The 23,092-nt window shown below is 58.1% G+C and carries 25 protein-coding genes; 11 read left to right on the top strand and 14 right to left on the bottom strand.

Annotation, left to right across the window (positions count from 1 at the left end; all coding sequences use genetic code 11):
• The first annotated feature begins 94 nt into the window (after positions 1-94).
• From purM to WA411_RS13340, 3 genes are all read left to right on the top strand, one after another.
• Entirely contained in the window at positions 95-1,159 is a 1,065-nt protein-coding gene (purM, locus tag WA411_RS13330) for a phosphoribosylformylglycinamidine cyclo-ligase (RefSeq protein WP_291907858.1), read from the top strand.
• Positions 1,156-1,818, top strand: a complete 663-nt coding sequence (gene purN, locus WA411_RS13335; protein ID WP_209398094.1) for a phosphoribosylglycinamide formyltransferase — start codon at positions 1,156-1,158, stop codon at positions 1,816-1,818. Before purM ends, purN begins: the two co-directional genes overlap by 4 nt.
• Positions 1,819-1,908: 90 nt before the next feature.
• Positions 1,909-2,643: a DUF3108 domain-containing protein gene (locus tag WA411_RS13340; RefSeq protein ID WP_291907860.1), complete on the top strand. Its 735-nt coding sequence runs from the start codon at positions 1,909-1,911 to the stop codon at positions 2,641-2,643.
• Here WA411_RS13340 and WA411_RS13345 read toward each other — a convergent pair.
• The 4 genes from WA411_RS13345 to apbC all read right to left on the bottom strand — a co-directional run bounded on the left by WA411_RS13345 (position 2,640) and on the right by apbC (position 6,537).
• Positions 2,640-3,917: a valine--pyruvate transaminase gene (locus tag WA411_RS13345; RefSeq protein WP_291907862.1), complete on the bottom strand. Its 1,278-nt coding sequence runs from the start codon at positions 3,915-3,917 to the stop codon at positions 2,640-2,642. The genes WA411_RS13340 and WA411_RS13345 overlap by 4 nt on opposite strands.
• Before the next feature lie 75 nt (positions 3,918-3,992).
• Positions 3,993-4,592 carry a YjaG family protein gene (locus WA411_RS13350; RefSeq protein WP_069184544.1) on the bottom strand — a complete coding sequence of 200 codons (600 nt, stop codon included), beginning with the start codon at positions 4,590-4,592 and terminating at the stop codon, positions 3,993-3,995.
• Positions 4,589-5,155: a dCTP deaminase gene (dcd, locus tag WA411_RS13355; protein WP_008172848.1), complete on the bottom strand. Its 567-nt coding sequence runs from the start codon at positions 5,153-5,155 to the stop codon at positions 4,589-4,591. The genes WA411_RS13350 and dcd overlap by 4 nt, the downstream gene beginning before the upstream one ends.
• 281 nt (positions 5,156-5,436) lie before the next feature.
• A complete protein-coding gene (gene apbC / locus WA411_RS13360) occupies positions 5,437-6,537 on the bottom strand; it encodes an iron-sulfur cluster carrier protein ApbC (RefSeq protein ID WP_069184543.1) in 1,101 nt (366 codons plus the stop codon).
• Between the two features lie 197 nt (positions 6,538-6,734).
• Between apbC and metG the strand changes: the two genes are divergently transcribed.
• From metG to nth, 8 genes are read left to right on the top strand one after another with little or no spacing between them, the layout of a single operon-like run.
• Complete coding sequence (gene metG / locus WA411_RS13365; protein WP_291907866.1) at positions 6,735-8,765, top strand: methionine--tRNA ligase; 2,031 nt, start codon at positions 6,735-6,737, stop codon at positions 8,763-8,765.
• A gap of 43 nt (positions 8,766-8,808) precedes the next feature.
• Entirely contained in the window at positions 8,809-9,390 is a 582-nt protein-coding gene (gene rsxA / locus WA411_RS13370; protein WP_008172856.1) for an electron transport complex subunit RsxA, read from the top strand.
• A gap of 29 nt (positions 9,391-9,419) precedes the next feature.
• Positions 9,420-9,998 carry an electron transport complex subunit RsxB gene (gene rsxB, locus WA411_RS13375; RefSeq protein ID WP_136629641.1) on the top strand — a complete coding sequence of 193 codons (579 nt, stop codon included), beginning with the start codon at positions 9,420-9,422 and terminating at the stop codon, positions 9,996-9,998.
• On the top strand, positions 9,998-11,827 hold the full coding sequence (rsxC, locus tag WA411_RS13380; RefSeq protein WP_291907869.1) for an electron transport complex subunit RsxC: 1,830 nt from the start codon (positions 9,998-10,000) through the stop codon (positions 11,825-11,827). Before rsxB ends, rsxC begins: the two co-directional genes overlap by 1 nt.
• 21 nt (positions 11,828-11,848) lie before the next feature.
• A complete protein-coding gene (gene rsxD, locus WA411_RS13385) occupies positions 11,849-12,898 on the top strand; it encodes an electron transport complex subunit RsxD (protein ID WP_291907871.1) in 1,050 nt (349 codons plus the stop codon).
• Positions 12,899-12,900: 2 nt separating this feature from the next.
• On the top strand, positions 12,901-13,602 hold the full coding sequence (gene rsxG / locus WA411_RS13390) for an electron transport complex subunit RsxG (protein ID WP_136629638.1): 702 nt from the start codon (positions 12,901-12,903) through the stop codon (positions 13,600-13,602).
• Between the two features lie 2 nt (positions 13,603-13,604).
• Positions 13,605-14,321: an electron transport complex subunit E gene (locus WA411_RS13395; protein WP_209398118.1), complete on the top strand. Its 717-nt coding sequence runs from the start codon at positions 13,605-13,607 to the stop codon at positions 14,319-14,321.
• Between the two features lie 27 nt (positions 14,322-14,348).
• The gene (gene nth, locus WA411_RS13400) at positions 14,349-14,987 is read left to right on the top strand and encodes an endonuclease III (RefSeq protein WP_291907876.1); all 639 of its coding nucleotides are present in this window, start codon (positions 14,349-14,351) and stop codon (positions 14,985-14,987) included.
• A 60-nt stretch (positions 14,988-15,047) separates the two neighbouring features.
• Here the strand turns inward: nth and WA411_RS13405 are convergent, their stop codons facing one another.
• The 10 genes from WA411_RS13405 to WA411_RS13450 all read right to left on the bottom strand — a co-directional run bounded on the left by WA411_RS13405 (position 15,048) and on the right by WA411_RS13450 (position 23,087).
• On the bottom strand, positions 15,048-15,623 hold the full coding sequence (locus WA411_RS13405; RefSeq protein ID WP_291907878.1) for a chalcone isomerase family protein: 576 nt from the start codon (positions 15,621-15,623) through the stop codon (positions 15,048-15,050).
• Positions 15,624-15,829: 206 nt separating this feature from the next.
• The gene (gene rpoS / locus WA411_RS13410) at positions 15,830-16,825 is read right to left on the bottom strand and encodes an RNA polymerase sigma factor RpoS (protein ID WP_069184534.1); all 996 of its coding nucleotides are present in this window, start codon (positions 16,823-16,825) and stop codon (positions 15,830-15,832) included.
• Positions 16,826-17,030: 205 nt separating this feature from the next.
• A complete protein-coding gene (locus tag WA411_RS13415) occupies positions 17,031-17,792 on the bottom strand; it encodes a peptidoglycan DD-metalloendopeptidase family protein (protein WP_174805055.1) in 762 nt (253 codons plus the stop codon).
• Positions 17,793-18,128: 336 nt separating this feature from the next.
• Complete coding sequence (locus WA411_RS13420; RefSeq protein ID WP_291907881.1) at positions 18,129-19,118, bottom strand: DUF368 domain-containing protein; 990 nt, start codon at positions 19,116-19,118, stop codon at positions 18,129-18,131.
• Between the two features lie 2 nt (positions 19,119-19,120).
• Positions 19,121-19,777: a protein-L-isoaspartate(D-aspartate) O-methyltransferase gene (locus WA411_RS13425; protein WP_069184532.1), complete on the bottom strand. Its 657-nt coding sequence runs from the start codon at positions 19,775-19,777 to the stop codon at positions 19,121-19,123.
• Positions 19,774-20,544, bottom strand: a complete 771-nt coding sequence (gene surE / locus WA411_RS13430) for a 5'/3'-nucleotidase SurE (RefSeq protein WP_291907883.1) — start codon at positions 20,542-20,544, stop codon at positions 19,774-19,776. The genes WA411_RS13425 and surE overlap by 4 nt, the downstream gene beginning before the upstream one ends.
• Positions 20,545-20,555: 11 nt before the next feature.
• Entirely contained in the window at positions 20,556-21,605 is a 1,050-nt protein-coding gene (truD, locus tag WA411_RS13435) for a tRNA pseudouridine(13) synthase TruD (RefSeq protein ID WP_291907885.1), read from the bottom strand.
• Positions 21,602-22,081 carry a 2-C-methyl-D-erythritol 2,4-cyclodiphosphate synthase gene (ispF, locus tag WA411_RS13440; RefSeq protein WP_291907887.1) on the bottom strand — a complete coding sequence of 160 codons (480 nt, stop codon included), beginning with the start codon at positions 22,079-22,081 and terminating at the stop codon, positions 21,602-21,604. The genes truD and ispF overlap by 4 nt, the downstream gene beginning before the upstream one ends.
• A gap of 25 nt (positions 22,082-22,106) precedes the next feature.
• The gene (ispD, locus tag WA411_RS13445; protein WP_291907889.1) at positions 22,107-22,808 is read right to left on the bottom strand and encodes a 2-C-methyl-D-erythritol 4-phosphate cytidylyltransferase; all 702 of its coding nucleotides are present in this window, start codon (positions 22,806-22,808) and stop codon (positions 22,107-22,109) included.
• Positions 22,809-22,814: 6 nt separating this feature from the next.
• On the bottom strand, positions 22,815-23,087 hold the full coding sequence (locus WA411_RS13450; RefSeq protein ID WP_069184527.1) for a septum formation initiator family protein: 273 nt from the start codon (positions 23,085-23,087) through the stop codon (positions 22,815-22,817).
• Between the last annotated feature and the right edge of the window lie 5 nt (positions 23,088-23,092).

The raw sequence follows: 23,092 nt of genomic DNA on the forward strand, positions 1-23,092 counted from the left end.
CCACGGATTTCGGAAAAGCAATATACATTTGGAGCGCCACACCGCACCTGTTAAAATCCGCCGCCTGACACACTGGCCAACGGTTAAGTACACCATGAGCGAACAGAAGCCCTCCCTGACCTACCGCGATGCTGGCGTCGATATCGATGCAGGCAATGAACTCGTAAGCCGAATCAAGGACACCGCAGCGCGAACCCGTCGCCCGGAGGTTCTTGGCGGTCTGGGTGGCTTCGGCGCCATGGTCTCGATTCCCGCCGGCTACAACGAGCCTGTTCTGGTTTCCGGCACGGACGGCGTGGGCACAAAGCTCAGACTGGCCATGCAACTGGACAAGCACGACACCATTGGCATTGATCTGGTTGCCATGTGCGTGAACGACCTGGTGGTCGGTGGCGCCGAGCCCCTCTTTTTCCTCGACTATTATGCCACCGGCAAGCTCAACGTCGATGTGGCTGCACAGGTTGTCGCCGGGATCGGCGAAGGCTGCGAACAGGCCGGTTGCGCGCTGGTAGGCGGAGAAACCGCTGAAATGCCGGGCATGTACGAGGGCGACGACTACGATCTGGCAGGCTTCTGCGTGGGCGTTGCCGAACGCAGCGAAATCATTGATGGCGGCCGGGTTCAGGCCGGCGATGTTCTGATTGCCCTGGGCTCTTCCGGACCTCACTCAAACGGCTATTCCCTGATCCGGAAGATTCTGGAAGTCAGCAACGCCGACCTCGAGCAGCCTATGGGCGACACTACCCTGGCGAATGCCCTGATGGCCCCGACGCGCATCTACGTAAAGAACCTCCTGCAACTGATTCGCGAGGTGGATGTCCGGGCCCTGTCCCACATTACCGGTGGCGGCCTGCCAGAAAATATTCCCAGGGTTCTGCCAAACGGCACCATCGCGGCCATAGACACCGAAAGCTGGTCGCTGCCTCCGGTTTTTGAGTGGCTCAAGAACAACGGCGGCGTGGCTAGTGAAGAAATGTACCGCACGTTCAACTGCGGTATCGGCATGATTGTCTGCGTGCCGGCCAACCAGAAGGAACTCGCCCTGGATACGCTTAAGGCTCTGGGCGAACATGCCTGGCACGTGGGTACGATCGAGCGCGCAGACAGTGAAGAGGCCGATGCCAGCGTTCGCTACGCTCCGGGACTGCTGTCGGCATGAAGGCAGATCAGACTCCGTTACCGAAAATCCTGGTGCTCGCCTCCGGCAGTGGCACCAACCTTCAGGCTCTCATTGAAGCCAGCCGAGAACGGGATTTCCCGGGGCAGATCGTTGCCGTTGGCTGCAACCAGCCCGGAGCATTTGCCCTCGAGCGCGCGGCCCAGGCCAACATCGAAACCTTTGTGGTCAACCACAAGAATTTCGAATCCCGGGATGAGTTCGATGCCTCCCTGATGGCGGAAATCCTCCGCTACAATCCGGACGTGATTGTTCTGGCAGGCTTCATGCGTATTCTGACCACCGACTTTGTCCGGGCTTTCCGGGGCAAGATGCTGAACATTCACCCCTCATTGCTGCCCAAGTACACCGGGCTCAACACGCACCGCAGGGCACTGGAAGCGGGTGATAGGGTTCACGGCGTCTCTATCCACTTCGTCACCGAAGAGCTGGATGGCGGCCCGGTCATTGCCCAGGCAGAGGTGTCGATTGCTTCCGATGACACACCCGAAAGCCTCGCGGAAAAGGTACAGGCCAAGGAGCACATCCTTTACCCTATCGTTGTGCGCTGGTTCTGCGAAGGCCGGATTCAACTGGGCAGCGATTATGTGCTGTTCGACGGCGAACCGCTGAACGCGCCCATGCGCCTGCCGGACAACTGATACCTCCCCTGAACGAATTGTCATCCCCGCACTCGCTCCAAGCAGCTACACTGTCGCCATTGATGACGGTAATGGTTCGGGAATGACAAGATGCTTTCACGACGACTCACCAGAGCAGGCTTAGCGGTCTTGCTGGCCTGCCTCGGCATTCTGGCCGGGCCGGCCAATCTGCACGCACAGACTGAAGCCGACCTGACCCCTTTCGAGGCCAGCTACACCGCAGCCATGGAAAAGGGGCTCTCCCTCAATGGTACTGCAAAGCGCACACTTACCTCCCAGGGCAACGACATCTGGCTTTACCGGACGGATGTCGATTCCTTTATCGTGAGTATCGACGAATCGCTCGTATTCCGCTGGGAGGACGGACACGTCATACCCATGCGATACCGGTACCGACTATCCGGTTTTCTGATCAGCGACCGAAAGCAATCGATCGACTTTGACTGGTCCGCAGGCGTCGCAAGCGGGGAATACAAGGGCAAGCGCTTTGAACTACCACTTGAGGAAGGGCTTCTGGACCCGCTGGGTTATCAGCTTCAGCTGCATCAGGATATCAAGAACGGCAAGCGGGATATGACCTATCGGGTGCTGGACGGCAACTCCATAGATACAGATCGCTTCGCGGTGATCAACGGCGAGATGATAAACACGGGCAGCAAACAGAGAAGCACGCTCAAGGCAGAGAAGGTCCGCGAGGACTCGAAGCGCCAGACCCTGATGTGGTTTTCGCCGGAGCAGAATTACCTGCTCGTCCGGCTCAGACAGGTGGAGCCGGACGGCAGCACCTACGAGCTGAAACTCAAGGAAGCGGAGTTCGAGCGCTAGACGCTGCGCCCGGCCTCCCGCCACACCGCCTTGACCTCATCAGCAATGATCCGAAGACCTTCGGCGACCCGGTCGTCGTCCTGTGAATAGGTAACGCGCAGGCACTCGTGCCGGTGCCTCCAGCCATCCTCGGGCAACCCCGGGAAGAAATAATGCCCGGAAACCACCAGGACACCGCGGCTTTTCAGCCTCTGGTACAGTTCCAGGCTGGTAATCGGCAGGTCCGGGAACCAGAGCCACAGGAACATGGCGCCTTCGGGTTTGTGGACGTACCAGCGGCAGCTGTCCTCACCCATGGCCTCCCGGAAAGCCGCCACCGCCCGCGCCATCTTCGCCTTGTAGAAGGGGCAAACCACATCCCGGCTCAGGGACAGGATCTCACCGGAGCGAACCAGCGGCTCCGCCAGCATGGCACCAAAGCTGCCAGTCGCCAGATTCATGATGGCGTTGATACCGGAAAGCGCCTTGATCACGGGCTCAGCCGCAATCACGATACCGGTCCTCGCCGCCGGCAAACCCAGCTTCGAAAGGCTCAGACAGAGGATAATCTGGTCGTTCCAGGCCGGCGTTGCATCAACGAACAACAAGCTCGGGAAGGGCGTGCCGTAGGCTCCGTCAACGATCAGCGGAACATCGTGCTGCCGGGCAAGCTCTTCGAGCCGCGCAAGCTCCTCATCCGTGACAACGTTGCCAGTGGGATTGGTTGGCCGCGACACACAGATGGCGCCGGTTTCTCCGGTGACCTCCACCGCATCAAAATCCACCCGATACTTGAATTCGTGGGCATCGGTGAAGGAGATGTCCGGCTGAACCGCGTGGAACAGTCCCGGTTCGATGCCAGCGTCGGCATAGCCGATATACTCGGGGGCCAGTGGCAACAGGATATGCTTGCGCTGTCCTTCGCCATAATCGCCGCCAAACATGTTGAAGAGCATGAAGAAGGCCGCCTGACTGCCGTTGGTCAGGGCAATATTCTCGGGCTTCAACCCCCAGTCGTATTCCCGGTTAAGCAGTTCGGCGAGCGAGGCGATAAACTGTTTTTCACCCTGGGGCGGATCGTAGATGCCGACCAAACGGCGAACGTCGCCCTCACTACGACTCATATCGGCCAGAATTTCCTGCACCCGCTGCTGAATCTCGGGAATGTGCCCTGGATTACCGCCACCCATCATGATCATGTCATCTCCGGATGCCATGGCGTTACCCAGGTCATCCATCAGAGACGTGATGCCGGCATCGGCGGTGAACTTGCGACCAAAAGCAGAGAGTTTCATGGGGTTAAATCCATCTGACCTAATCTGAGAATAAGGAGTACTACCGGAAGTGTAGCTTGCTTCTTCACCCTGCGTTTATTCGCTGAGCGAGATACCGAGGTTACTGACGCCCTCGTTGGCGGCGTCTTCCCGAAGCCGGGCCACAAACTGATCGGTCGGCGTACGCTGGCGTTTCAGAGCCAGGATCAGGTCCCGCTGGAAGGTTTTGTCTTCCTTCATTAGCGGATGGTGATCGAGCAAACGAACAAGTTCGTCCTCCTCCAGATCCTCGCCCTCCGACAGCTCAATAAAGTTCATCACGGTTCCGGTAGCCATCTGCGAGGCATCGGTGGCCCGGTGCTTGGCCGGGTTGAGCCGGTTCAGCAGGGCCTGCTCCAGTAGCTGACAGAAGTCGAAGGCCGGGTACACGCCGTAGGCATCGTAGGCTTCGACATCTGGCGACAGGGTTTCCAGTTTCGCAAGTAGCTGGGGAATGGCGGATTCCGAGACGTCTTTTTGAAGCATGTCCCAGCCCAGATCCAGAAGCTGGCGCATTTTGGCACCGGTTTTCAGGCCCATGGCGTCGGAAAACAACGCGTAATTCGGGAATGAGCGCTCAGCCAGAGCGAGCAGGAAGGCGCATTCGCGCCAGCCCTGCAGTTGTGAGACGGCTTTCAGGAACTGATTGGCGTTCATGTCCTGGGCAGGGTCACGCCGGTCTGGCCGAGGTACTTGCCGCCGCGATCCTTGTAGCTGGTTTCACAGATTTCGTCAGATTCGAAGAACAGCATCTGGGCCACGCCTTCATTGGCGTAGATCTTCGCCGGCAGGTTGGTGGTGTTGGAAAATTCCAGGGTTACCTGGCCTTCCCATTCCGGCTCCAGCGGGGTTACGTTGACAATGATCCCGCAGCGGGCATAGGTGGACTTGCCCAGGCAGATGGTCAGTACGCTTCGCGGGATGCGGAAGTATTCCACGGTACGGGCCAGCGCGAAGGAGTTCGGCGGGATGATGCAGACGTCGCCAGTGTAGTTGACGAAGCTGTTTTCGTCGAAGTTCTTCGGGTCCACGGTGGCGGAGTGGACGTTGGTGAAGATTTTGAATTCGTTGCTGCAGCGTACGTCGTAGCCGTAGCTGGAGGTGCCGTAGGAGATCACGCGGCCTTTTTCGGTTTCACGAACCTGTCCGCTTTCGAACGGTTCGATCATGCCGTGTTGTTCGGACATCCGGCGAATCCACTTGTCGGATTTGATGCTCATTGGCGAAGTCTCGTATCCACTGGGAAAATTGGGGCGTAGTTTACCTGTTCACTCGGGGTCTGTCGAAGCCCACGGAGGTTCCGCCTTAAGGGGGCTGCGACTGTTATTCAGGACTTCAGCATTGGCGGGCTACGCCCACAGGGGCAGCCTTCCAAAAACCGCTACGAGCACATCCATGTGCGCTTGGCGAAGGCCATCCATGGCCTTCGACATTTTTGGAAGGCTGCCCCTGCGGCCGTGATCAAGCCAGTGAGTTAACCGCCGCAGTTCTGCGCGGCGCCTCAGTGCTCGGTCACGGAAACACTTGAGATCGAACCGGAGAGGTTCCGCTCGCGGGTCGAGAGCTCGGCCCCTACCCTTCTCGCGATATCGCGATAACGGCGGGCCACTTCGGAGTCCGGTTCGGCGATCACGGAGGGGGTGCCGCCATCGGTTTGCTCCCGGATGGTCATGTGCAGGGGCAACTGGCCGAGGAGTGTGGTGTCGTATTCCTCAGCAATGCGTTCGCCGCCGCCGTGGCCGAAGAGGGGCTCTTCGTGGCCGCAGTTGCTGCAAATGTGGACACTCATATTTTCGACCACGCCCAAGACCGGGATGTCGACTTTGCGGAACATTTCGATGCCTTTCTTGCCGTCCAGCAGGGCGATGTCCTGGGGTGTGGTGACGATGACGGCGCCGGTTACCGGGACTTTCTGGGCCAGGGTGAGCTGGATGTCGCCGGTGCCGGGGGGCATGTCGACAATGAGGTAGTCGAGTTCGTTCCAGAGGGTTTGCTGCAGCAGTTGCATCACGGCGCCGCTGACCATGGGGCCGCGCCAGACCATGGGGGTTTTCTCGGTGACGACGAAGGCCATGGAGTTGGCCTGGAGTCCGTGGGCGTCCATTGGGACGAAGTATTTGTTTTCGCGGGTATCCGGGCGTTTACCTTCAGGCACGCCGAGCATCATGCCGATGCTGGGGCCGTAGATGTCGGCGTCGAGGATGCCGACCCGTGCACCTTCGGCCTGGAGAGCCAGAGCCAGGTTGACGGCGGTGGTGGATTTGCCGACACCGCCCTTGCCGGAGGCGACGGCGATGATGTTTTTCACGCCGGGGACCGAGGGCAGGTCTTTCTGGACTTTGTAGGAGTGGATTTTCTGGCCCACGTGGACGTCCACGTTCTCGACACCATCGACGTCTTCCAGGGCGTTACCGACCAGCTGTTTCAAGGCTCCTGCGATGCCTTTCGAGGGATATGGCAGCTCGACCATGAGGGTAACGTTCCCGTTGTCGTCGGCGTTGAGGGATTTAACGGCACCCAGTTCGTAGAGGTCCTTGTTGAGGTAGGGATCGCGGTACTCGCGAACCGCTGCTTGCAGGGCCTGCTCTGAAATCTGTGTCATCGGGTTCTCCGGAATAAGCTCATGCTCGATTTTAAGCACGGAAACAGGTGATTCGGGTGAAAATTATCTGCTCGGAAGGTATCATCTGTGCCCGTTTCTGACCATATGGGGTCTTTATCTGGGGCAATCAATCAAGACAGCTGCCAGTCCCCGTTTTGTTTTTCCAACCCGTGTCAACATAAGGTTCGGACATCACCATGACGCAAGCGAGCAAGCAACAGCGCGATATTCTGGTTACCAGCGCCCTGCCGTACGCCAACGGCCCTATCCATCTGGGGCACCTGCTGGAATACATTCAGACCGATATCTGGGTGCGCTACCAGAAGATGCGTGGCCAGAACTGTTACTACGTTTGCGCCGACGATGCCCATGGCACCGCCATCATGCTCCGCGCGGAGCGGGAAGGCATTACGTCCGAGCAGCTGATCGACCGGATCCGTGAGGAGCACCAGGAAGATTTCGCCGGGTTCCATATCCGCTTCGACAACTATTACACCACCCACTCCGAGGAGAATCGTCAGTTCTCGGAGTACATCTACCGTCAGCTTCAGGAAAACGGACACATTGCCACGCGCAAGATCACCCAATCCTACGATCCGGAAAAGAACATGTTCCTGGCGGACCGGTTCATCAAGGGCACCTGCCCCAAGTGCAAGACCGAGGACCAGTACGGTGATAACTGTGAGGCCTGTGGCGCCACCTACACGCCTGCCGAGCTGATCAATCCGCGCTCGGCGGTCTCCGGTGCCACACCGATCGAGAAGGAATCCGAGCACTATTTCTTCAAGCTGCCAGATTTCCAGGATTTCCTCGCCAAGTGGACCCGCAGCGGAACGCTGCAGCCCCAGGTGGCCAACAAGCTGGCTGAATGGCTGGACGCCGGTCTGCAGGAATGGGACATCAGCCGTGATGCGCCCTACTTCGGTTTCGAGATTCCGGACGCTCCGGGCAAGTACTTCTATGTCTGGCTGGACGCGCCGATTGGTTACCTGGCGAGCTTCAAGAACCTCTGCAACCGGGAAGGCATCGATTTCGAGCACTTCTGGAAGGCCGATTCCACCGCTGAGGTCTACCACTTCATCGGCAAGGACATCATCAACTTCCACGCGCTGTTCTGGCCGTCGATGCTGCACGATGCAGGCTTCCGCACGCCGACCGCGGTGTGGGCCCACGGTTTTGTCACCGTTAACGGGAAGAAGATGTCCAAGTCCCGGGGCACGTTTATCATGGCGCGCACCTATCTGGACCATCTGAATCCGGAATACCTGCGCTACTACTTCGCCGCCAAGCTGACCGGCAGCGTGGATGACATGGACCTGAACCTGGAAGACTTTGCTGCCCGGGTGAACTCGGATCTGGTGGGCAAGGTGGTGAATATTGCCAGCCGCAGCGCCGGTTTCATTACCAAGCGCTTTGAAGGCCAGCTTGGCCAGGTGACCGAGCACGCCAAACTGAAAGAATTCATCGAAGCCGGCAAGGAAATCGAGGAATTCTACGAGACCCGCGAATTCGGCCGCGCGATGCGCCGGATCATGGAACTGGCGGACATTGCCAACCAGTATGTTAACGACGAGCAGCCCTGGGTGATTGCCAAGCAGGAAGGCCAGGACGAGAACCTGCAGGCTATCTGTACCAACGCCATCAACATGTTCCATCTTCTGATGACCTATCTGGCGCCGGTACTGCCGGAAACTGCCAAGGCGTCCGAGACGTTCCTGAATGCGCCGCTGGACTGGAACAACCGCGGCGAGCGCCTGGAAAACCACGGTATCAACAAGTTCAAACCGCTGATGAACCGCGTGGACATGGCCCAGATCGAGAAAATGCTGGACGCCTCCAAGGAGGAATTGCCTGCAGCGACCGGCAAACCGGCGCCTGCTGCCAATCTGGAGCCGATCGCAGATGAAATAGAATTTGGCGATTTCGCGAAAGTGGATCTTCGGGTGGTTAAAATTGTCAAAGCCGAGCATGTGGACGGCGCCGACAAGCTTCTTCGCCTCACCCTTGACGTAGGGCATGGCGAGCGCAACGTGTTTGCTGGTATCAAGTCAGCCTACAATCCGGAAGAACTCGAGGGGCGCCTGACGGTGATGGTCGCTAACCTCAAGCCACGGAAGATGAAGTTCGGGATGTCCGAGGGCATGGTTCTGGCGGCCGGCCCCGGCGGCAAGGACATCTTCATCCTGTCCCCGGATTCCGGCGCCACCCCCGGCATGCGGGTCATGTAAGGGCGACCAGGCAGAGCTGGCAGGGGCCAATGGAGCAAGGTAAATGACGGAATATCTGCTGATTCTGGTCAGCACCATTCTGGTGAACAATTTTGTGCTGGTTCAGTTTCTGGGCCTGTGCCCGTTCATGGGTGTGTCCGGAAAGCTGGAAACGGCCATGGGTATGTCCCTGGCTACCACCTTCGTGCTGACCCTGGCGTCGGTTTGCAGTTACCTTGCCTACACCTATCTGCTTGAGCCGCTGGACCTGGCGTTTCTGAGAACCATCACGTTCATTCTGGTGATTGCCGTGGTGGTGCAGTTCACCGAAATGGTGGTTCGCAAGACAAGCCCGTTGCTCTATCGGGTGCTGGGTATTTTCCTTCCGCTGATCACCACTAACTGCGCAGTGCTCGGCGTTGCCCTTCTGAACATCAACAAGAACAACAATTTCGTTGAGTCGGTTTTGTATGGCTTTGGCGCAGCAGCGGGCTTTTCCATGGTTCTGGTGCTATTTGCCGCCATGCGTGAGCGCATCGCCGTGGCCGATGTTCCGGTTGCGTTTCGGGGTGCCGCTATCGGCCTTGTTACGGCCGGGCTGATGGCTCTGGCTTTCCTGGGCTTTGGCGGCCTGGTCAGCGTGTGACCGGCTGACGGGATTAGGAGTAACAGGTTATGTGGACAAGCGTTCTTGTTGCCGTTGTGGTTCTTCTGGCCCTCGCCGTGGTTTTCGGCGGTTTGCTTGGATTTGCCGCTGAACGATTCCGGGTCGAGGGCAATCCCCTGGTCGATCAGATTGATGCCCTTCTGCCCCAGACCCAGTGCGGCCAGTGCGGCTATCCCGGATGCCGTCCCTATGCCGAATCCATCGCCGAGGGCGGCCCCATCAATAAGTGCCCGCCAGGCGGCGAGTCCACTATCAAGGCACTGGCCGACCTGCTGGATGTAGAGCCAGAGCCACTGGATGCCGAGCATGGCGTTGAACAGGTCAAACGGGTTGCGGTGATTCGTGAGGACGAATGCATCGGTTGCACCAAGTGCATCCAGGCCTGCCCCGTGGACGCCATTCTTGGAGCCGCAAAGCACATGCACACGGTGATTGAAAGCGAATGCACCGGCTGCGATCTGTGTGTTGATCCCTGTCCTGTGGATTGCATCGACATGGTGACGGTTGAACAGGATATACGCACCTGGACCTGGACACCGCCCAAATCCGGCCTCATTGCCACCGATCGCCAGGGAGCCAGCGCCTGATGACTCAACTCTGGGACTTTTCCGGCGGCATTCACCCTCCGGAACACAAAGCCATTTCCACCGCCCGCCCGATTCGCAGCGCCAGCGTTCCTGACTATCTGGTTCTGCCCCTTCAGCAGCACATCGGCGAGCCCGCCGAAGCCATTGTTGAGGTCGGCGAGCGGGTATTGAAGGGCCAGAAAATTGCCGATGTGAAAACGGGCATGGGCGTCCCTGTACACGCGCCAACATCCGGCGTGATTGAGAGCATTGCCGACCTTCCTGTTCCCCACCCCTCGGGTATGACGGACCGGTGCATCACCCTGAAATCGGATGGTGAAGACCAGTGGTGCCAGCGCAATCCCGTAAAGGACTATCGTTCCCTGGAGCGGGACCAGGTTCTGCAGATCATCCGTGACGCTGGCATCTCCGGCATGGGTGGCGCCGGCTTTCCCACCAACATCAAGCTACGGCCACCACGGGACCGCAAGGTAAGCACGCTCATCCTGAACGGTGCAGAATGCGAGCCCTACATCACCGCTGACGACATGACCATGCGGGAAAAGGCCGACGAAGTGGTTGCCGGCCTGAAAATCATGGCCTGGATTCTGCGCCCCGAGCGTTGCGTGATCGGCATCGAGGACAACAAGCCGGAGGCCATTGCCGCGCTTCAAAAAGCCACCGAAGGCACCCAGACCGAAATTGCGGTTATTCCCACCAAGTATCCCTCAGGCGGTGAGAAACAGCTGATCCAGATTCTGACCGGCATGGAAGTACCCAGCGGGGGCATTCCAGCCGATATTGGCGTGATGTGCCAGAACATCGGAACCGCAGTGGCCGTGGCAAAGGCGGTTTTCGAAGGAACACCGCTGATCTCCCGTGTGGTGACCATTACCGGGGAAGCCGTCCGGGAACCGGGTAATTTCGAAGCTCTCATTGGCACGCCGATTGAACACCTGCTGGAGCAGGCCGGCGTTAACCAGAACGCCGTTAGTCGTCTTGTGCTTGGCGGGCCCATGATGGGCTACACGCTGACCACGGAAGCGGTACCGGTGATCAAAACCACCAACTGTGTGATCGCTGCAACCGCCGCCGAATTGCCGGCACCGCCACCTGAACAGCCCTGCATCCGTTGTGGCCAGTGCGCCGAAGCCTGCCCGATGGAACTCCTGCCACAACAGTTGTTCTGGCATGCCAAGGCTACCGAGTTTGAAAAGGCGGAGCACCTGAACCTGTTCGACTGCATTGAATGCGGAGCTTGTTCCTACGTTTGCCCGAGTTCCATTCCACTGGTTCAGTACTATCGATTCGCCAAGGGCGAGATCCGTGCCCAACAGGCGGAACAGCTAAAGGCAGACAGAGCTCGCGAGCGCTTTGAAGCGCGCCAGGCCCGCCTCGAGCGGGAGCAGCAGGAGAAAGAACTGAGGCGCCAGGAACGTGCGAAGGCCGCTGCCGAAGCGGCAGCCAAGAAGCAGGCTGAAGCGGAAAAAGCGGCTGCAGAGGGTGCAGCGGTTGATGAGCGGGCCGCCAAGTCGGCGCTGGTCGAACAGGCCCTGGCCCGCAAGAAGGCAAAGGCTGAGGCCTCCAGGCAGCCTGCCGCCAGCGAGCCGCCGGCGGAGGAAAAGCCGGATATCGAGGCCCTTGAAAAACAGTTGAGCCAGGCTCAGTCGAAACTGGAAACCATGCAGGGCATGCTCGATGACGCCAAAGCCCAGCAGGCGGACAACGTGGAGAAACTGGAGCGGGCCGTAGCCAAAAACCACGACCGGGTAAAACGTGCTGAAGAAGCCCTGGCTGAAGCCAGACAGCAGCTGGCCGCCGGTCCAACCGAATCCCAGCCAACCCACTAACCGAGATCAGGCACCACACCCATGGCATTCGTTCAGCAGTCATCGCCCCACGCACACAGTGCCCGGCCAACATCCCGCGTGATGTTATGGGTGCTTATTGCGGCCTTGCCTGGCCTGTTGGCACAGACCTTGTTTTTTGGCTGGGGCAACCTGATCAATGTTGTCTTCTGTATCGCCGTTGCCATCGCCTCCGAAGCTGCCCTGCTGAAGCTCAGAAAGAAGCCAGTCGCGTTCTTTATCAAGGACAACACCGCCGCCGTCACCGGCCTTCTGATGGGCCTGTCACTGCCTCAGTTCGCGCCCTGGTGGGTCTCAGCCGTCGCGGTGATTTCAGCCATCGTTGTGGCCAAGCAACTGTATGGCGGGCTGGGCTCAAATCCGTTCAACCCCGCCATGGTGGGCTACGCCCTGGTTCTGGTTTCGTTTCCGGTGGCCATGACCACCAACTGGGCGGAACCTGCCATGCTCTGGGACGGAGCGCCCGGCTTTGGTGAGACACTGGCGACCATTGCCTCGGGCCAGCAAACAGCGGTCGATGGCTGGACCATGGCCACACCACTTGATGAATACAAACACAAGATCACCACCCACACTGCGGTCGAGGTTCTCAACCATCCGACGTTTGGACAGGGCATCGCCAAAGGGTGGGAGTGGGTCAATGCGGCATTCCTGGCCGGAGGCTTGCTGCTCATCGGCCTTCGCATTATCAGCTGGCACATTCCAGCGGGGTTTCTCGGCGGCCTGATCGTAATGAGCCTGGCTTTTGGCAATAATGCCGACCTCTATACGCCGCTTTCACTGCATCTGCTGGCAGGCGGAACCATGCTGGGTGCGTTCTTTATTGCCACCGATCCGGTTTCGGCCGCTACCAGCCACCAGGGAAAACTGATCTACGGGGCCGGGATTGGCATCCTGATCTACCTGATTCGTACCTGGGGCAATTATCCGGACGCCGTGGCGTTCAGCGTTCTGCTAATGAATTTTGCCGTACCGTTCATTGATCATTACACACCCCCGCGGACATACGGGCATCACAAGGCCCGTCGGGGTGTGCCGGGGAGTCAGGGATAATCATGGCTGCAGTTGCACAGTCCATCCGTCGCAGTGCCATCGGGCTCGGCTTGTTCGCCGTTATCACCGGTGGCACCATCGCCGTGACCCAGGTGGCTACCGAAGAGCGCATTCGTGAGCAGGCGGCTCGTGCCGAAGCCCAGGCCCTCTACGAGATCATTCCGGAGAGCCAGCACAATAACGACCTGCTCAGGGACACGGTGCAGCTACCCGCCAGTGAGCGGCTAGCGCAACCCGGTCCGCTGACCGTCTGGGTGGCGAGACAGAATGATCGCCCCATTGGCATGATCATGCCCGTGGTGGCCCCGGACGGGTACTCTGGCAAAATACATCTGCTGGTGGGCGTCAACATGCAAGGTACTATCCTTGGCGTGCGGGTAACCAATCATAAAGAAACGCCGGGGCTGGGAGACCAGATCGAGACCCGGAAATCCGACTGGATCAAGAGCTTTGATGGCCGGTCCCTGGGCAAGCCGCCCCACCGGGAGTGGAACGTTAAAAAGAATGGTGGAGAGTTCGATCAGTTCACCGGCGCCACCATCACACCTAGGGCTGTGGTGAAAGCGGTTCAAAAAGCACTTATCTACTTCCGGGAAAATCGTCAGATTATCCGGGAACGGCTTAACGAAGAGCCGTCACCAAGAGACAAGATCCTGAATCCTGAAGCGATTGCCGGCGAATCGTCCAATACGGAGCATTCCTGATCATGGCAACCAAATCATCCAGCGAAATCGTCCGGGACGGACTCTGGGACAATAACCCTGCCCTCGTCCAGGTGCTTGGGCTCTGCCCTCTTCTGGCCGTGACCAGTACCGTTGTTAACGCCATCGGCCTGGGCCTGGCCACACTCATGGTACTCATGGGATCCAATCTCGCGGTGTCGCTGATTCGCAATTTCGTGAGCGAGTCAGTTCGCCTGCCCGCGTTCGTGATGATCATCGCCTCGTTCGTGACCTGCGCAGAGTTGCTGATGCAGGCCTTTACCTACGAGCTGTACCTGATTCTTGGCATCTTCATTCCGCTGATTGTCACCAACTGTGCCATCCTGGGCCGGGCCGACGCCTTCGCCTCGAGGAACCCACCACTTCCGGCACTGTTGGACGGCGCCATGATGGGCCTCGGTTTTCTGGCGGTTCTGGTGGTTCTCGGAGGCCTTCGGGAATTGATCGGACAGGGCACTCTGTTTGTCGACATGCACCTGCTCCTCGGCCCCGTTGCTGCTGACTGGGTGGTACGCCCCTTCGAAAACTACCCGGACATGCTGTTCATGATCCTCCCCCCGGGCGCGTTCGTGGGTCTGGGCCTGCTGATTGCCCTCAAGAACGGGATCGACAATCATCTGGAAGAACGCCGCAAAGCCCATGAGCCCGCACCCGTCGCGGCGGGCAGCAAACGGGTCCGGGTCACCGGCAACGTTTCCTGATCCCTGGTTGCAACAGACTGAGAGCCGATGAACAAACAGAAACGCATTGAGATCTTCACCCGGCTACGGGAAGCCAACCCCAATCCGACCACCGAGCTGAACTATTCCAGCCCGTTCGAGTTGCTGATAGCGGTTATTCTATCGGCCCAGGCCACGGATGTGGGGGTCAACAAGGCCACCGACAGGCTCTTTCCGGTAGCCAACACCCCAGAGGCCATCCTCGCCCTGGGAGTTGATGGTCTCAAGGAATACATCAAGACCATCGGCCTGTTTAACAGCAAGGCCGAAAACGTGATCAAGACTTGTCGCATGCTGATCGAAAAACACGGTGGTCAGGTACCGGAACGCCGGGAAGATCTTGAGGCCTTACCAGGCGTGGGTCGGAAAACTGCAAATGTGGTTCTCAACACCGCCTTCGGTCACATGGCGATGGCTGTGGACACCCATATCTATCGAGTGTCGAACCGAACGGGCATCGCTCCGGGCAAGAATGTTCTTGAGGTTGAAAACCGGTTGATGCGCCTGGTTCCGAAAGAGTTTCTGCTGGACGCCCACCACTGGCTGATTCTGCATGGCCGCTATACCTGCACTGCCCGTAAACCGAAATGCGGTGCCTGTATCATCGAAGACCTCTGCGAATTCAAGCAGAAACGGGATTACCTCTGAACCCGGGGCATTAAAAAGCCGGCATCTCGCCGGCTTTTTGATTCAGATGCCAAGCCACGGTTATCGCTGACCCAGCATTTTCTCCTTCAGATCCTTCTGGGCCGGCTTGTCAGACAGCCAGATTCCGAACAGGGCTTTTTTAAAGGCCAGATCGCCAACCGTGTCCTTGTGTTCGCCATTCTTCAGGACCCGCACGCCCTCGCCGGGCAGATACACCAGATCAAAAACGTCACCCTCGGTGATCTCTTCCTGGAACACTGCCATGAACTGGTCCACATCCTCCTGGATAGACGCCATATCGCCGTCGGTGGAGGCTTCGAAACCCTCCAGCGTGGCCTCGGTCATCCGTTCGCTGGTAATCATGCCGGAAATGATATGCAGCGTAATCGCCTGGGGCTCGTCTGCGTTGATAACGGCCTCACCATCATCAATGGTCTCGGGGACGTACAGGCCTCCGACATACAGATCCATAAACCACTTGGAACGGGTACCCGCGCCATTAAGCTTCAGTTCGGTATCCATGGCGGAATAGGTGTCCGGAACATCAACGCCTTCTACGGTGAGCGCAGAGGCCGGTGCCGACAGCAGGGCTGTCATAAGCACGGAGGCAAAGCCGGTTGTAAGAGCCTTCTTCATAGTCCTTTCCTTTTCGATCGTTATTATTGACGTGTTTCATTCGTGCACCGGACTTCGACACCCTTATCCCCGCCCGGTCCCGGCATTCTATCAATGAGGCTGGCGGCCAAGGCGCAACCTGGTTCTCATTTGCAGCGATCCTGAAACACAAAAAAGCCGGCCAGGAGTGTCCTGGCCGGCTTTTTGATGGGAATATCTGGAGGGTCCTACTTGAAAAGCAGGTTTCCGGACAAGCCTTCCTTCTCCAGGATCTCACGAAGACGACGCAGCGCCTCGACCTGGATCTGCCTTACACGTTCGCGGGTCAGACCGATTTCCTGCCCCACTTCCTCCAGCGTACTGACCGGGTAGCCCCGAAGACCAAACCGGCGGGAGAGAACCTCCTGCTGTTTGTCACTGAGCTGATCAATCCACTTCTCCAGGCAGGAACACATGTTGTTGTCCTGCAGGAGATCCGCCGGATCTGAAGCTCCCTCATCGGCTACGGTATCCAGAAGCGATTTTTCACCACCGGTGCCGATGGGTGTATCCATGGACGCAACGCGCTCATTCAGACCAAGCATGCGCTTCACGTCAGCCACCGGCTTGTCGACCATCTTCGCAATTTCTTCGGCCGACGGTTCGTGATCCAGCTTCTGGGTCAGCTCCCGCGCCGCACGCAGGTAGAGGTTGAGTTCCTTCACCACATGAATCGGGAGTCGGATGGTGCGGGTCTGGTTCATGATGGCGCGCTCAATGGTCTGGCGAATCCACCATGTGGCGTAAGTGGAGAAGCGGAAGCCACGCTCCGGGTCGAACTTCTCAACCGCCCTGATCAGGCCAAGATTGCCTTCCTCGATCAGGTCCAGCAGAGTCAGACCACGGTTCACATAGCGACGGGCAATCTTCACCACAAGGCGAAGGTTGCTCTCAATCATACGTTTGCGACCGGACTCCTCACCCTTGCGCGCCAGGCGGGCAAAATAAACTTCTTCTTCCGGCGTAAGGAGCGGTGAAAATCCGATTTCGTTGAGATACAGCTGAGTGGCATCCAGCTGCTTTTGACTGGTGAAATAACGTCCCTGGGTAGGGAAATCTTCTTCGACTTCAGCGACCTCTTCAGTCGCCTCTTTATCGACTTTTTCTTCTGCTAGCAATTGATCCTCGGCATCGTCCATGTCCGACACGCGATCAATGATGATGTCTTCTTGCTCTGCTGACATTTGTCTTGCCCCGCCTCTCAATAATCCTGGATGTTCGCCCGATACTTCTTGTTATTGCGGACGTCTTTGTCTTCATGCTTTTTCTTCAGGACATTTTGTTGGTCGGCCTGTCACGGCCATTACCGTTCTTGTTTTTCTTGCGAACGCGGTGTTTTTGTCAGTGCCGGGGTGTGCGATCTGGGCAGCCTGCTGACTGCACCATTTCCTAGCGCGGTGGCAGATAATGGACTGGGTCAACCGGATTGCCATTCTTCCGAATCTCAAAATGCAACATGGGTCGTTCAGCGCCACTGCTACCGAGCTCTGCGATCACCTGCCCGGCTTTCACATCCTCCCCTTCCTGCACCAGAATCTTCCGGTTGTGAGCGTAAGCACTCAGATAGTGCTCGTTATGATTCACGATAATCAGATTGCCGTATCCAAGCAACCCGTTGCCGGCGTAGACTACATTCCCGGTGGCTGCTGCTCTTACAGCATCCCCGGCTTGGCCGGCAATATCAATACCTTTATTGACTTTTCCAGATGTTGAATATCCAGCAATTACAGTGCCAATATGCGGCCAGCGCCATTCAATTCGGGCTACGGTCTGTGTCTGCGAGGCAAGCGGCGCGCCTTTACTCGGCGCCCTGGTAACCGCAGGTTTTGGTGCCGTGGCGGCTGTCTGCTTTGGCGGCGAGGCCCGGCTCGGGGTTTTGGAGACCGCGGCAGCCGGTCTGCTAGCCGTGGTAGTCTGACTGCCCGAGGTTACATTTCCGCGAAGGTCCAGACGAAGCACCTGCCCCGCCCTGAGGTTCCAGGGCGGGCCAATCCCATTGGCGTCACCCAGCTCCCGATAGTCCCGACCATACCGCCAGGCGATGCTGTAGAGGGTTTCACCAGGCTGGACTACATGCCTACCCCAATAAACCGGGGGATTGTAAATGTCATCCTGGTACAGTGCCGGCGTATTGCAGCCAGACAGCAGCATCAAAGTTATGAGGGGAGCGAGGAGAAACAGGCTGATCGGAGTTTTTTTAGCAGGGCGACAAGATTCACAGGCACCGGAAAGGAACCGCGGGGACACCGGTAAAACGGCATTGACTAGCCCACGCAAAAATCTCACAGGAATAAAACTGACCCAGTTATGAAAAATCCGTATAAACCATTTTGGTTATCGAAGCAGTTTCTAAACTTTTTATAGTAACTTGCTAATATATTGCACATTTCAGGCAGGAAGCCAAGTTACTGGCTGGCCACCCTTGTTACCTCACGAAACACCCGATATGTGCGTTAGGTAACAATTTCGCAAAACAAGCGACCCGATCTACGCCGACGATGAGGCATGCCCGCGCCTTGAGCCAATCCACTCCACAAGCAGAACAAGAGCGAAGCCAGCCAGCGCCATAACCACCGCAAGTAGCACCTGGGGATCCTGCCCGGCCTGCTCCAAAAAGGTCCATGGCCAGACGCTTGCCTCATTCAAGGGCACTTTTTCACCCGAGCTGTTTACCCGCCAACTCAGCGTTTCTTTCCAGGGCCATACCTTGTTGAGCGCACCGATCATGAAGCCCGTCAGCAGGGCGAGGACAAGATCATGAAAATGATGAAATGCCCAGGTGATCAGGCGGGCAATGGATAAAAGGCCCACCACGCACCCTGCCATAAACAACATAAGAACGCCCACATCCAACGATTTGATCGCTGCCAGCACAGGAGCATACATACCAATAATCACCAGTATGAAACTGCCCGAGATACCGGGAAGAATCATGGCACAGATGGCTAGCGCACCGGCCCCGAAAAACGCCAGTGCGGATGGCGCCACCTCGCTGGCGGAGAGAGTGGTTATCCACCAGGCGACAGCAATCCCCAGTAGCAGCGGGATCAGCAGTAGAGGCTCATAGTGCCGAACCTGGCGCCCCACATGCCAAACCGAAGCGACAATCAAACCGAAGAAAAAGCTCCAGATCAGGATGGGATAGGCCACCAGCATGTAACTGATGGCTGAAGCCAGGGTGGCAATGCTGGTCAGGATACCGACCAGCAGACAAGCCAGAAAGGTTCCATCGCAAGTGCGCCAGAAAGCGCCAAAGCGACCCCGAAGCAGATCATGGAATACCGCTGCGGGAACCGCGTTGATGGCTCCCAACAGTCGGAAGTATATGCCGGTAATGAATGCAATGGTGCCGCCAGAGACACCTGGAACAATATCAGCCGCGCCCATGGCAATGCCCCGCAGGAAAACTGCTGCAGGATGATGGATACGGCCGGTTTCGCTTTCAGGATCGGAATTGGGTACTCCAGAATCAACCATGACTACCGGACAACCCCGCCCAACAGCGGCACAAAACGGACCGGCTCCAACTCCTTGTGATCGAAACGATCACCCCGGCGGGTTACCTCAACCAACACCTGGTCTTCCTCTCCCACGGGCGCAATCAGAACACCACCGTCTGCCAGTTGGGCGAGTAACTCGCCTGGAACTTCAATGGGCGCTGCGGTCACGATGATGCCATCGAAAGGACCCCGCTCAGGCCAGCCCATACCTCCGTCAGCGTGTTTCAGGAACACATTCCTGGCGTTCAGCTGACGCAACCGGTCCCGCGCCCTGTCCTGTAATGCCTTGATACGCTCAACGCTGTAAATTTCCGAAAACAGGCGGGAGAGCACCGAGGTCTGGTAACCTGACCCGGTTCCCAGCTCCAGCACCCGTGATGGCCCATGAGCGAGCATCAATTCCGTCATCCTTGCCACAATGTAGGGCTGGGACAGGGTCTGGCCATACCCGATTGGCAGGGATGTGTCTTCATAAGCGCGATGGGACAGTGCTTCATCCAGGAAGATGTGCCTTGGCACCTCTCCCATGATCTCGAGCACGCGGTCCGATTCAATGCCGGCTTCCCTGAGGCGCTGCACCAGTCGCATCCGGGTACGTCGTGAGGTCATCCCGATACCTTCAAGCTGAGCGGTCATCCCCGGGCCTCCGGCAAATCCGCAAGGGTATCAACCCAGTCCCGAAGCCGCGAAAGGGCCTCATGCCGGGTCATGTCGATATGTACCGGGGTTACCGAGACGTAGCCTTCGCGGACGGCGTTGAAATCGGTACCAGGACCGGCATCACCGCCCACACCGGCCGCCCCTATCCAGTAACGTTCTTTACCGCGGGGACAGGTCATTGGCACCGCGCCTTCCGCCCGTTCCCGGTGGCCCAGACGGGTTACCCGAATGCCTGCCAGTTCTTCCCAGGGGACGTCCGGAACATTGACGTTGAGGATGGAGCGCGGCCCGAGCTCCAGAGGGCTCTCGTTCTCGAGCAGCATCCGGACCACACGGGCAGCCGTCGCATAGTGAAAGTGGCCATCGTTGACCAGGGAAACAGCGATGGCCGGAAGACCAAGGTGACGCCCCTCCGTGGCTGCGGCAACCGTACCCGAATAAATAATGTCATCACCCAGGTTGGCGTGGGTGTTTATTCCGGAAACGACTCTGTCGAACGGCTCTTTGAACAGCCCGTTAACCGCCAGATGAACACAGTCGGTCGGGGTGCCATCCACAGAGCGGAACCCGTTGGGATGCTCTTCTACGGTCAAAGGCCGATTGAGGGTAAGAGCGTTGCTGGCGCCGCTATGATCCCGATCGGGCGCTACCACCTCCAGCTCACCCAGCCCCTTCAATCCCTCGAACAGGGCAATTAGCCCCGGTGAGTGAACGCCGTCATCGTTCGACAACAGAATACGCACAGTGTTCTCCGCTAGCCTTGTTGTTCGTTATGTCGGCTGAGGCTCATGTCCTCAAGCTCGAAAATATCACTCAAAATCGTTGTGGCGTACTGGCCGGGTGACAAAAAGAACATCAGTTCCAGAGCGTCCTCAGCCAGCCACCGCCAGGCAAGCCTCTCGGGCTTTACGGCCAGGGGCCGTCGCTCCGGTTTCATCCGGGTGACCGAGAACAGACTCGCCAAACCGGGGGTTTGTGCAACAATGTCCCGTTCAAGCGCTTCCAGCGCCCCGGAAGCCGTCGTGCCGCCGTCACCCCACAAGGGACCTGTCGCACCTGCCTCGGCCCAGCTGCCATCGTCTACCCGAGCCGCAAGCACCTCATTGAACAGCCATGAGCGGGCCGCCGAAAAATACAATACGTTTTTCGAGCCGTCGCTGCCAGCACGCTTTTTGCCACCTCGGCCTTTTCCGCCGGACCGGCTCCGACGGTTCAGGGTGGCGGGATCCAGATGCACCGCCCGGTCAAGGTTTGCACCACCGTTGCCGAACCGTTGGGGGCCAAAGTAATTGGGAGCGCCAATATCTGCCAGGCGCGCCAGAGCATAATCAATCACCTCGCGTTCCCCGGTGACTGCTCTAAGGGTGATTACAAAGCCATTGCCACTGTGCTCCCCCCGCCGCAATTTTCGGGCCTGTCGCGAGGCCGCCAGAATGGGCCATCGAACAGCAATTTCGTCAATCAGGGCGGCGTCTTGAGCTTCACACCCTGGCCGATAGAGACTGAACCATTGGCGTGTTACCGCATGTCGATCCTTGAGACCGCAGAATCCGACATCAAAGTTGCGACAACCCGCCATTCTGGCCAGTTCGCGAGCGACGTACTCTGTGTTATCGCCCACTTTTTCCAGTTTCACACAAAGATGCTCTCCGACGCCGGGGATTGCGTCAGCCCTGACATCGGAGCCGCTTTCCAGAAATTCCAGCACCTCGTCAACAATGAAATCGCCGGGCGCTGTCTTCAAACGGCCCGAAGCAACACGCCCACCGCCAGACGTGGGCCAGTCAAGGCGCCACTGACTCACGAATCCACCGGTTCAAGCAGGCAGATAGCCTGGCAGGCAATGCCCTCACCGCGCCCGGTAAAGCCGAGTTTTTCCGTGGTGGTGGCTTTCACACTTACGCGACTGGCCGGAACGCCCAGATCTTCCGCAATGTTCAGACGGATGGCATCAATATGAGGGGCCATTTTAGGAGTTTGAGCGATGATGGTGGCATCCACATTCACCACGCCAAACCCCTCATCCCGGACCCGGGTCATGACGCGGCGCAGAAGGTCGCGGCTGTCGGCGCCCGCCCACTCATCACTGGTGTCCGGAAAAAAATGTCCGATGTCGCCCAGTGCTACGGCGCCCAGCAGCGCATCCACCAGTGCGTGCAGCAGGACATCACCATCAGAATGGGCCTTCAGCCCATGGGAATGCGGAATGCTTACACCGCCAATAATCACATTATCGCCTTCACAGAAGGCATGGACATCAAAGCCCTGACCAATACGCATAATGTACTCCGGAAACTCCGAAAATTCAGAACCGGCTGAGAATGAAGCCTGCGAGGGCCAGATCTGCGGGTACGGTGATCTTGATATTGTCCGGCCGTCCTTCGACCAGAACCGGCATGTTACCGGAAAACTCCACGGCAGAGGACTCATCAGTCACCAGAAGTTCGCCGGCAAGGGCAGCTTCCAGTGAATCCACCAGAATACGATAGCGAAACATCTGAGGCGTTAATGCCCGCCACAGATTTTTTCGATCCACCGTTTCAAGAACTTCAGGCAGGTCGCCTGTGCCAGCCCGCTTCAGGGTGTCGGCCACTGGCGAAGCCAGAAGCCCCCCGACAGGGTGGTGGTAGAGTTGGTCAATCAGGTTCGACAGATCCCGGGTATGAAGGCATGGTCGTGCCGCATCGTGGACCAGGACCCAATCATCATCCCTGATCTGCTCCGCCAGGGCATGCAGTGCGGACAATACCGACTCGGCCCTTTCGGATCCGCCGGTGCAGGTCTGGATTCGGCTATCGCCGCTGGCCTCGGTATCCGGCCACCAATGATCGGCCGGATGCAATGGCACCATGCAGCCGGAAAACGGGGCGGAATCCATCAATCGGGAAAGGGTGATATCGAGAATGAAACGCTGGCCGATTCGAAGGTACTGTTTCGGTTGTTCGGCCTGCATACGCTGGCCGATGCCGGCGGCAGGGACAATCAGCCAAAGTCTCGGAGCAGGCATAGACAATCAGTTTTCAACAACCAGGAAAAAGGTCTCGTCGTCTCTAATCAGGCCGAGGTTCATTCTGGCCCGCTCTTCAACGGCGCCCTGCTCATTACGCAGATTCCTGACTTCGGCATACAGACGTTCATTGCGGGTAGCCAGTTCGGCATTTTCTTCACGTTGCTCGGCGATGGACTTCTCGAGAGCCCATACCTGCGCAAAGCTGCCCTCCCCGACCCACAGGCGCACCTGCAGCAGGAGAATAACAACAACCATTGTGGTCCAGAGCAACTTCATTGCCG

This window comes from Marinobacter sp. CH_CUG1437-1, assembly GCF_037029655.1.
GTDB classification, from domain to species: domain Bacteria; phylum Pseudomonadota; class Gammaproteobacteria; order Pseudomonadales; family Oleiphilaceae; genus Marinobacter; species Marinobacter salsuginis.

Coding starts and splice junctions, on each gene's coding strand:
- purM (WP_291907858.1), top strand. CDS start 95: ATGAGCGAACAGAAGCCCTCCCTGACCTACCGCGATGCTGGCGTCGAT.
- purN (WP_209398094.1), top strand. CDS start 1,156: ATGAAGGCAGATCAGACTCCGTTACCGAAAATCCTGGTGCTCGCCTCC.
- WA411_RS13340 (WP_291907860.1), top strand. CDS start 1,909: ATGCTTTCACGACGACTCACCAGAGCAGGCTTAGCGGTCTTGCTGGCC.
- WA411_RS13345 (WP_291907862.1), bottom strand. CDS start 3,917: ATGAAACTCTCTGCTTTTGGTCGCAAGTTCACCGCCGATGCCGGCATC.
- WA411_RS13350 (WP_069184544.1), bottom strand. CDS start 4,592: ATGAACGCCAATCAGTTCCTGAAAGCCGTCTCACAACTGCAGGGCTGG.
- dcd (WP_008172848.1), bottom strand. CDS start 5,155: ATGAGCATCAAATCCGACAAGTGGATTCGCCGGATGTCCGAACAACAC.
- apbC (WP_069184543.1), bottom strand. CDS start 6,537: ATGACACAGATTTCAGAGCAGGCCCTGCAAGCAGCGGTTCGCGAGTAC.
- metG (WP_291907866.1), top strand. CDS start 6,735: ATGACGCAAGCGAGCAAGCAACAGCGCGATATTCTGGTTACCAGCGCC.
- rsxA (WP_008172856.1), top strand. CDS start 8,809: ATGACGGAATATCTGCTGATTCTGGTCAGCACCATTCTGGTGAACAAT.
- rsxB (WP_136629641.1), top strand. CDS start 9,420: ATGTGGACAAGCGTTCTTGTTGCCGTTGTGGTTCTTCTGGCCCTCGCC.
- rsxC (WP_291907869.1), top strand. CDS start 9,998: ATGACTCAACTCTGGGACTTTTCCGGCGGCATTCACCCTCCGGAACAC.
- rsxD (WP_291907871.1), top strand. CDS start 11,849: ATGGCATTCGTTCAGCAGTCATCGCCCCACGCACACAGTGCCCGGCCA.
- rsxG (WP_136629638.1), top strand. CDS start 12,901: ATGGCTGCAGTTGCACAGTCCATCCGTCGCAGTGCCATCGGGCTCGGC.
- WA411_RS13395 (WP_209398118.1), top strand. CDS start 13,605: ATGGCAACCAAATCATCCAGCGAAATCGTCCGGGACGGACTCTGGGAC.
- nth (WP_291907876.1), top strand. CDS start 14,349: ATGAACAAACAGAAACGCATTGAGATCTTCACCCGGCTACGGGAAGCC.
- WA411_RS13405 (WP_291907878.1), bottom strand. CDS start 15,623: ATGAAGAAGGCTCTTACAACCGGCTTTGCCTCCGTGCTTATGACAGCC.
- rpoS (WP_069184534.1), bottom strand. CDS start 16,825: ATGTCAGCAGAGCAAGAAGACATCATCATTGATCGCGTGTCGGACATG.
- WA411_RS13415 (WP_174805055.1), bottom strand. CDS start 17,792: ATGCTGCTGTCTGGCTGCAATACGCCGGCACTGTACCAGGATGACATT.
- WA411_RS13420 (WP_291907881.1), bottom strand. CDS start 19,118: ATGGTTGATTCTGGAGTACCCAATTCCGATCCTGAAAGCGAAACCGGC.
- WA411_RS13425 (WP_069184532.1), bottom strand. CDS start 19,777: ATGACCGCTCAGCTTGAAGGTATCGGGATGACCTCACGACGTACCCGG.
- ispF (WP_291907887.1), bottom strand. CDS start 22,081: ATGCGTATTGGTCAGGGCTTTGATGTCCATGCCTTCTGTGAAGGCGAT.
- ispD (WP_291907889.1), bottom strand. CDS start 22,808: ATGCCTGCTCCGAGACTTTGGCTGATTGTCCCTGCCGCCGGCATCGGC.
- WA411_RS13450 (WP_069184527.1), bottom strand. CDS start 23,087: ATGAAGTTGCTCTGGACCACAATGGTTGTTGTTATTCTCCTGCTGCAG.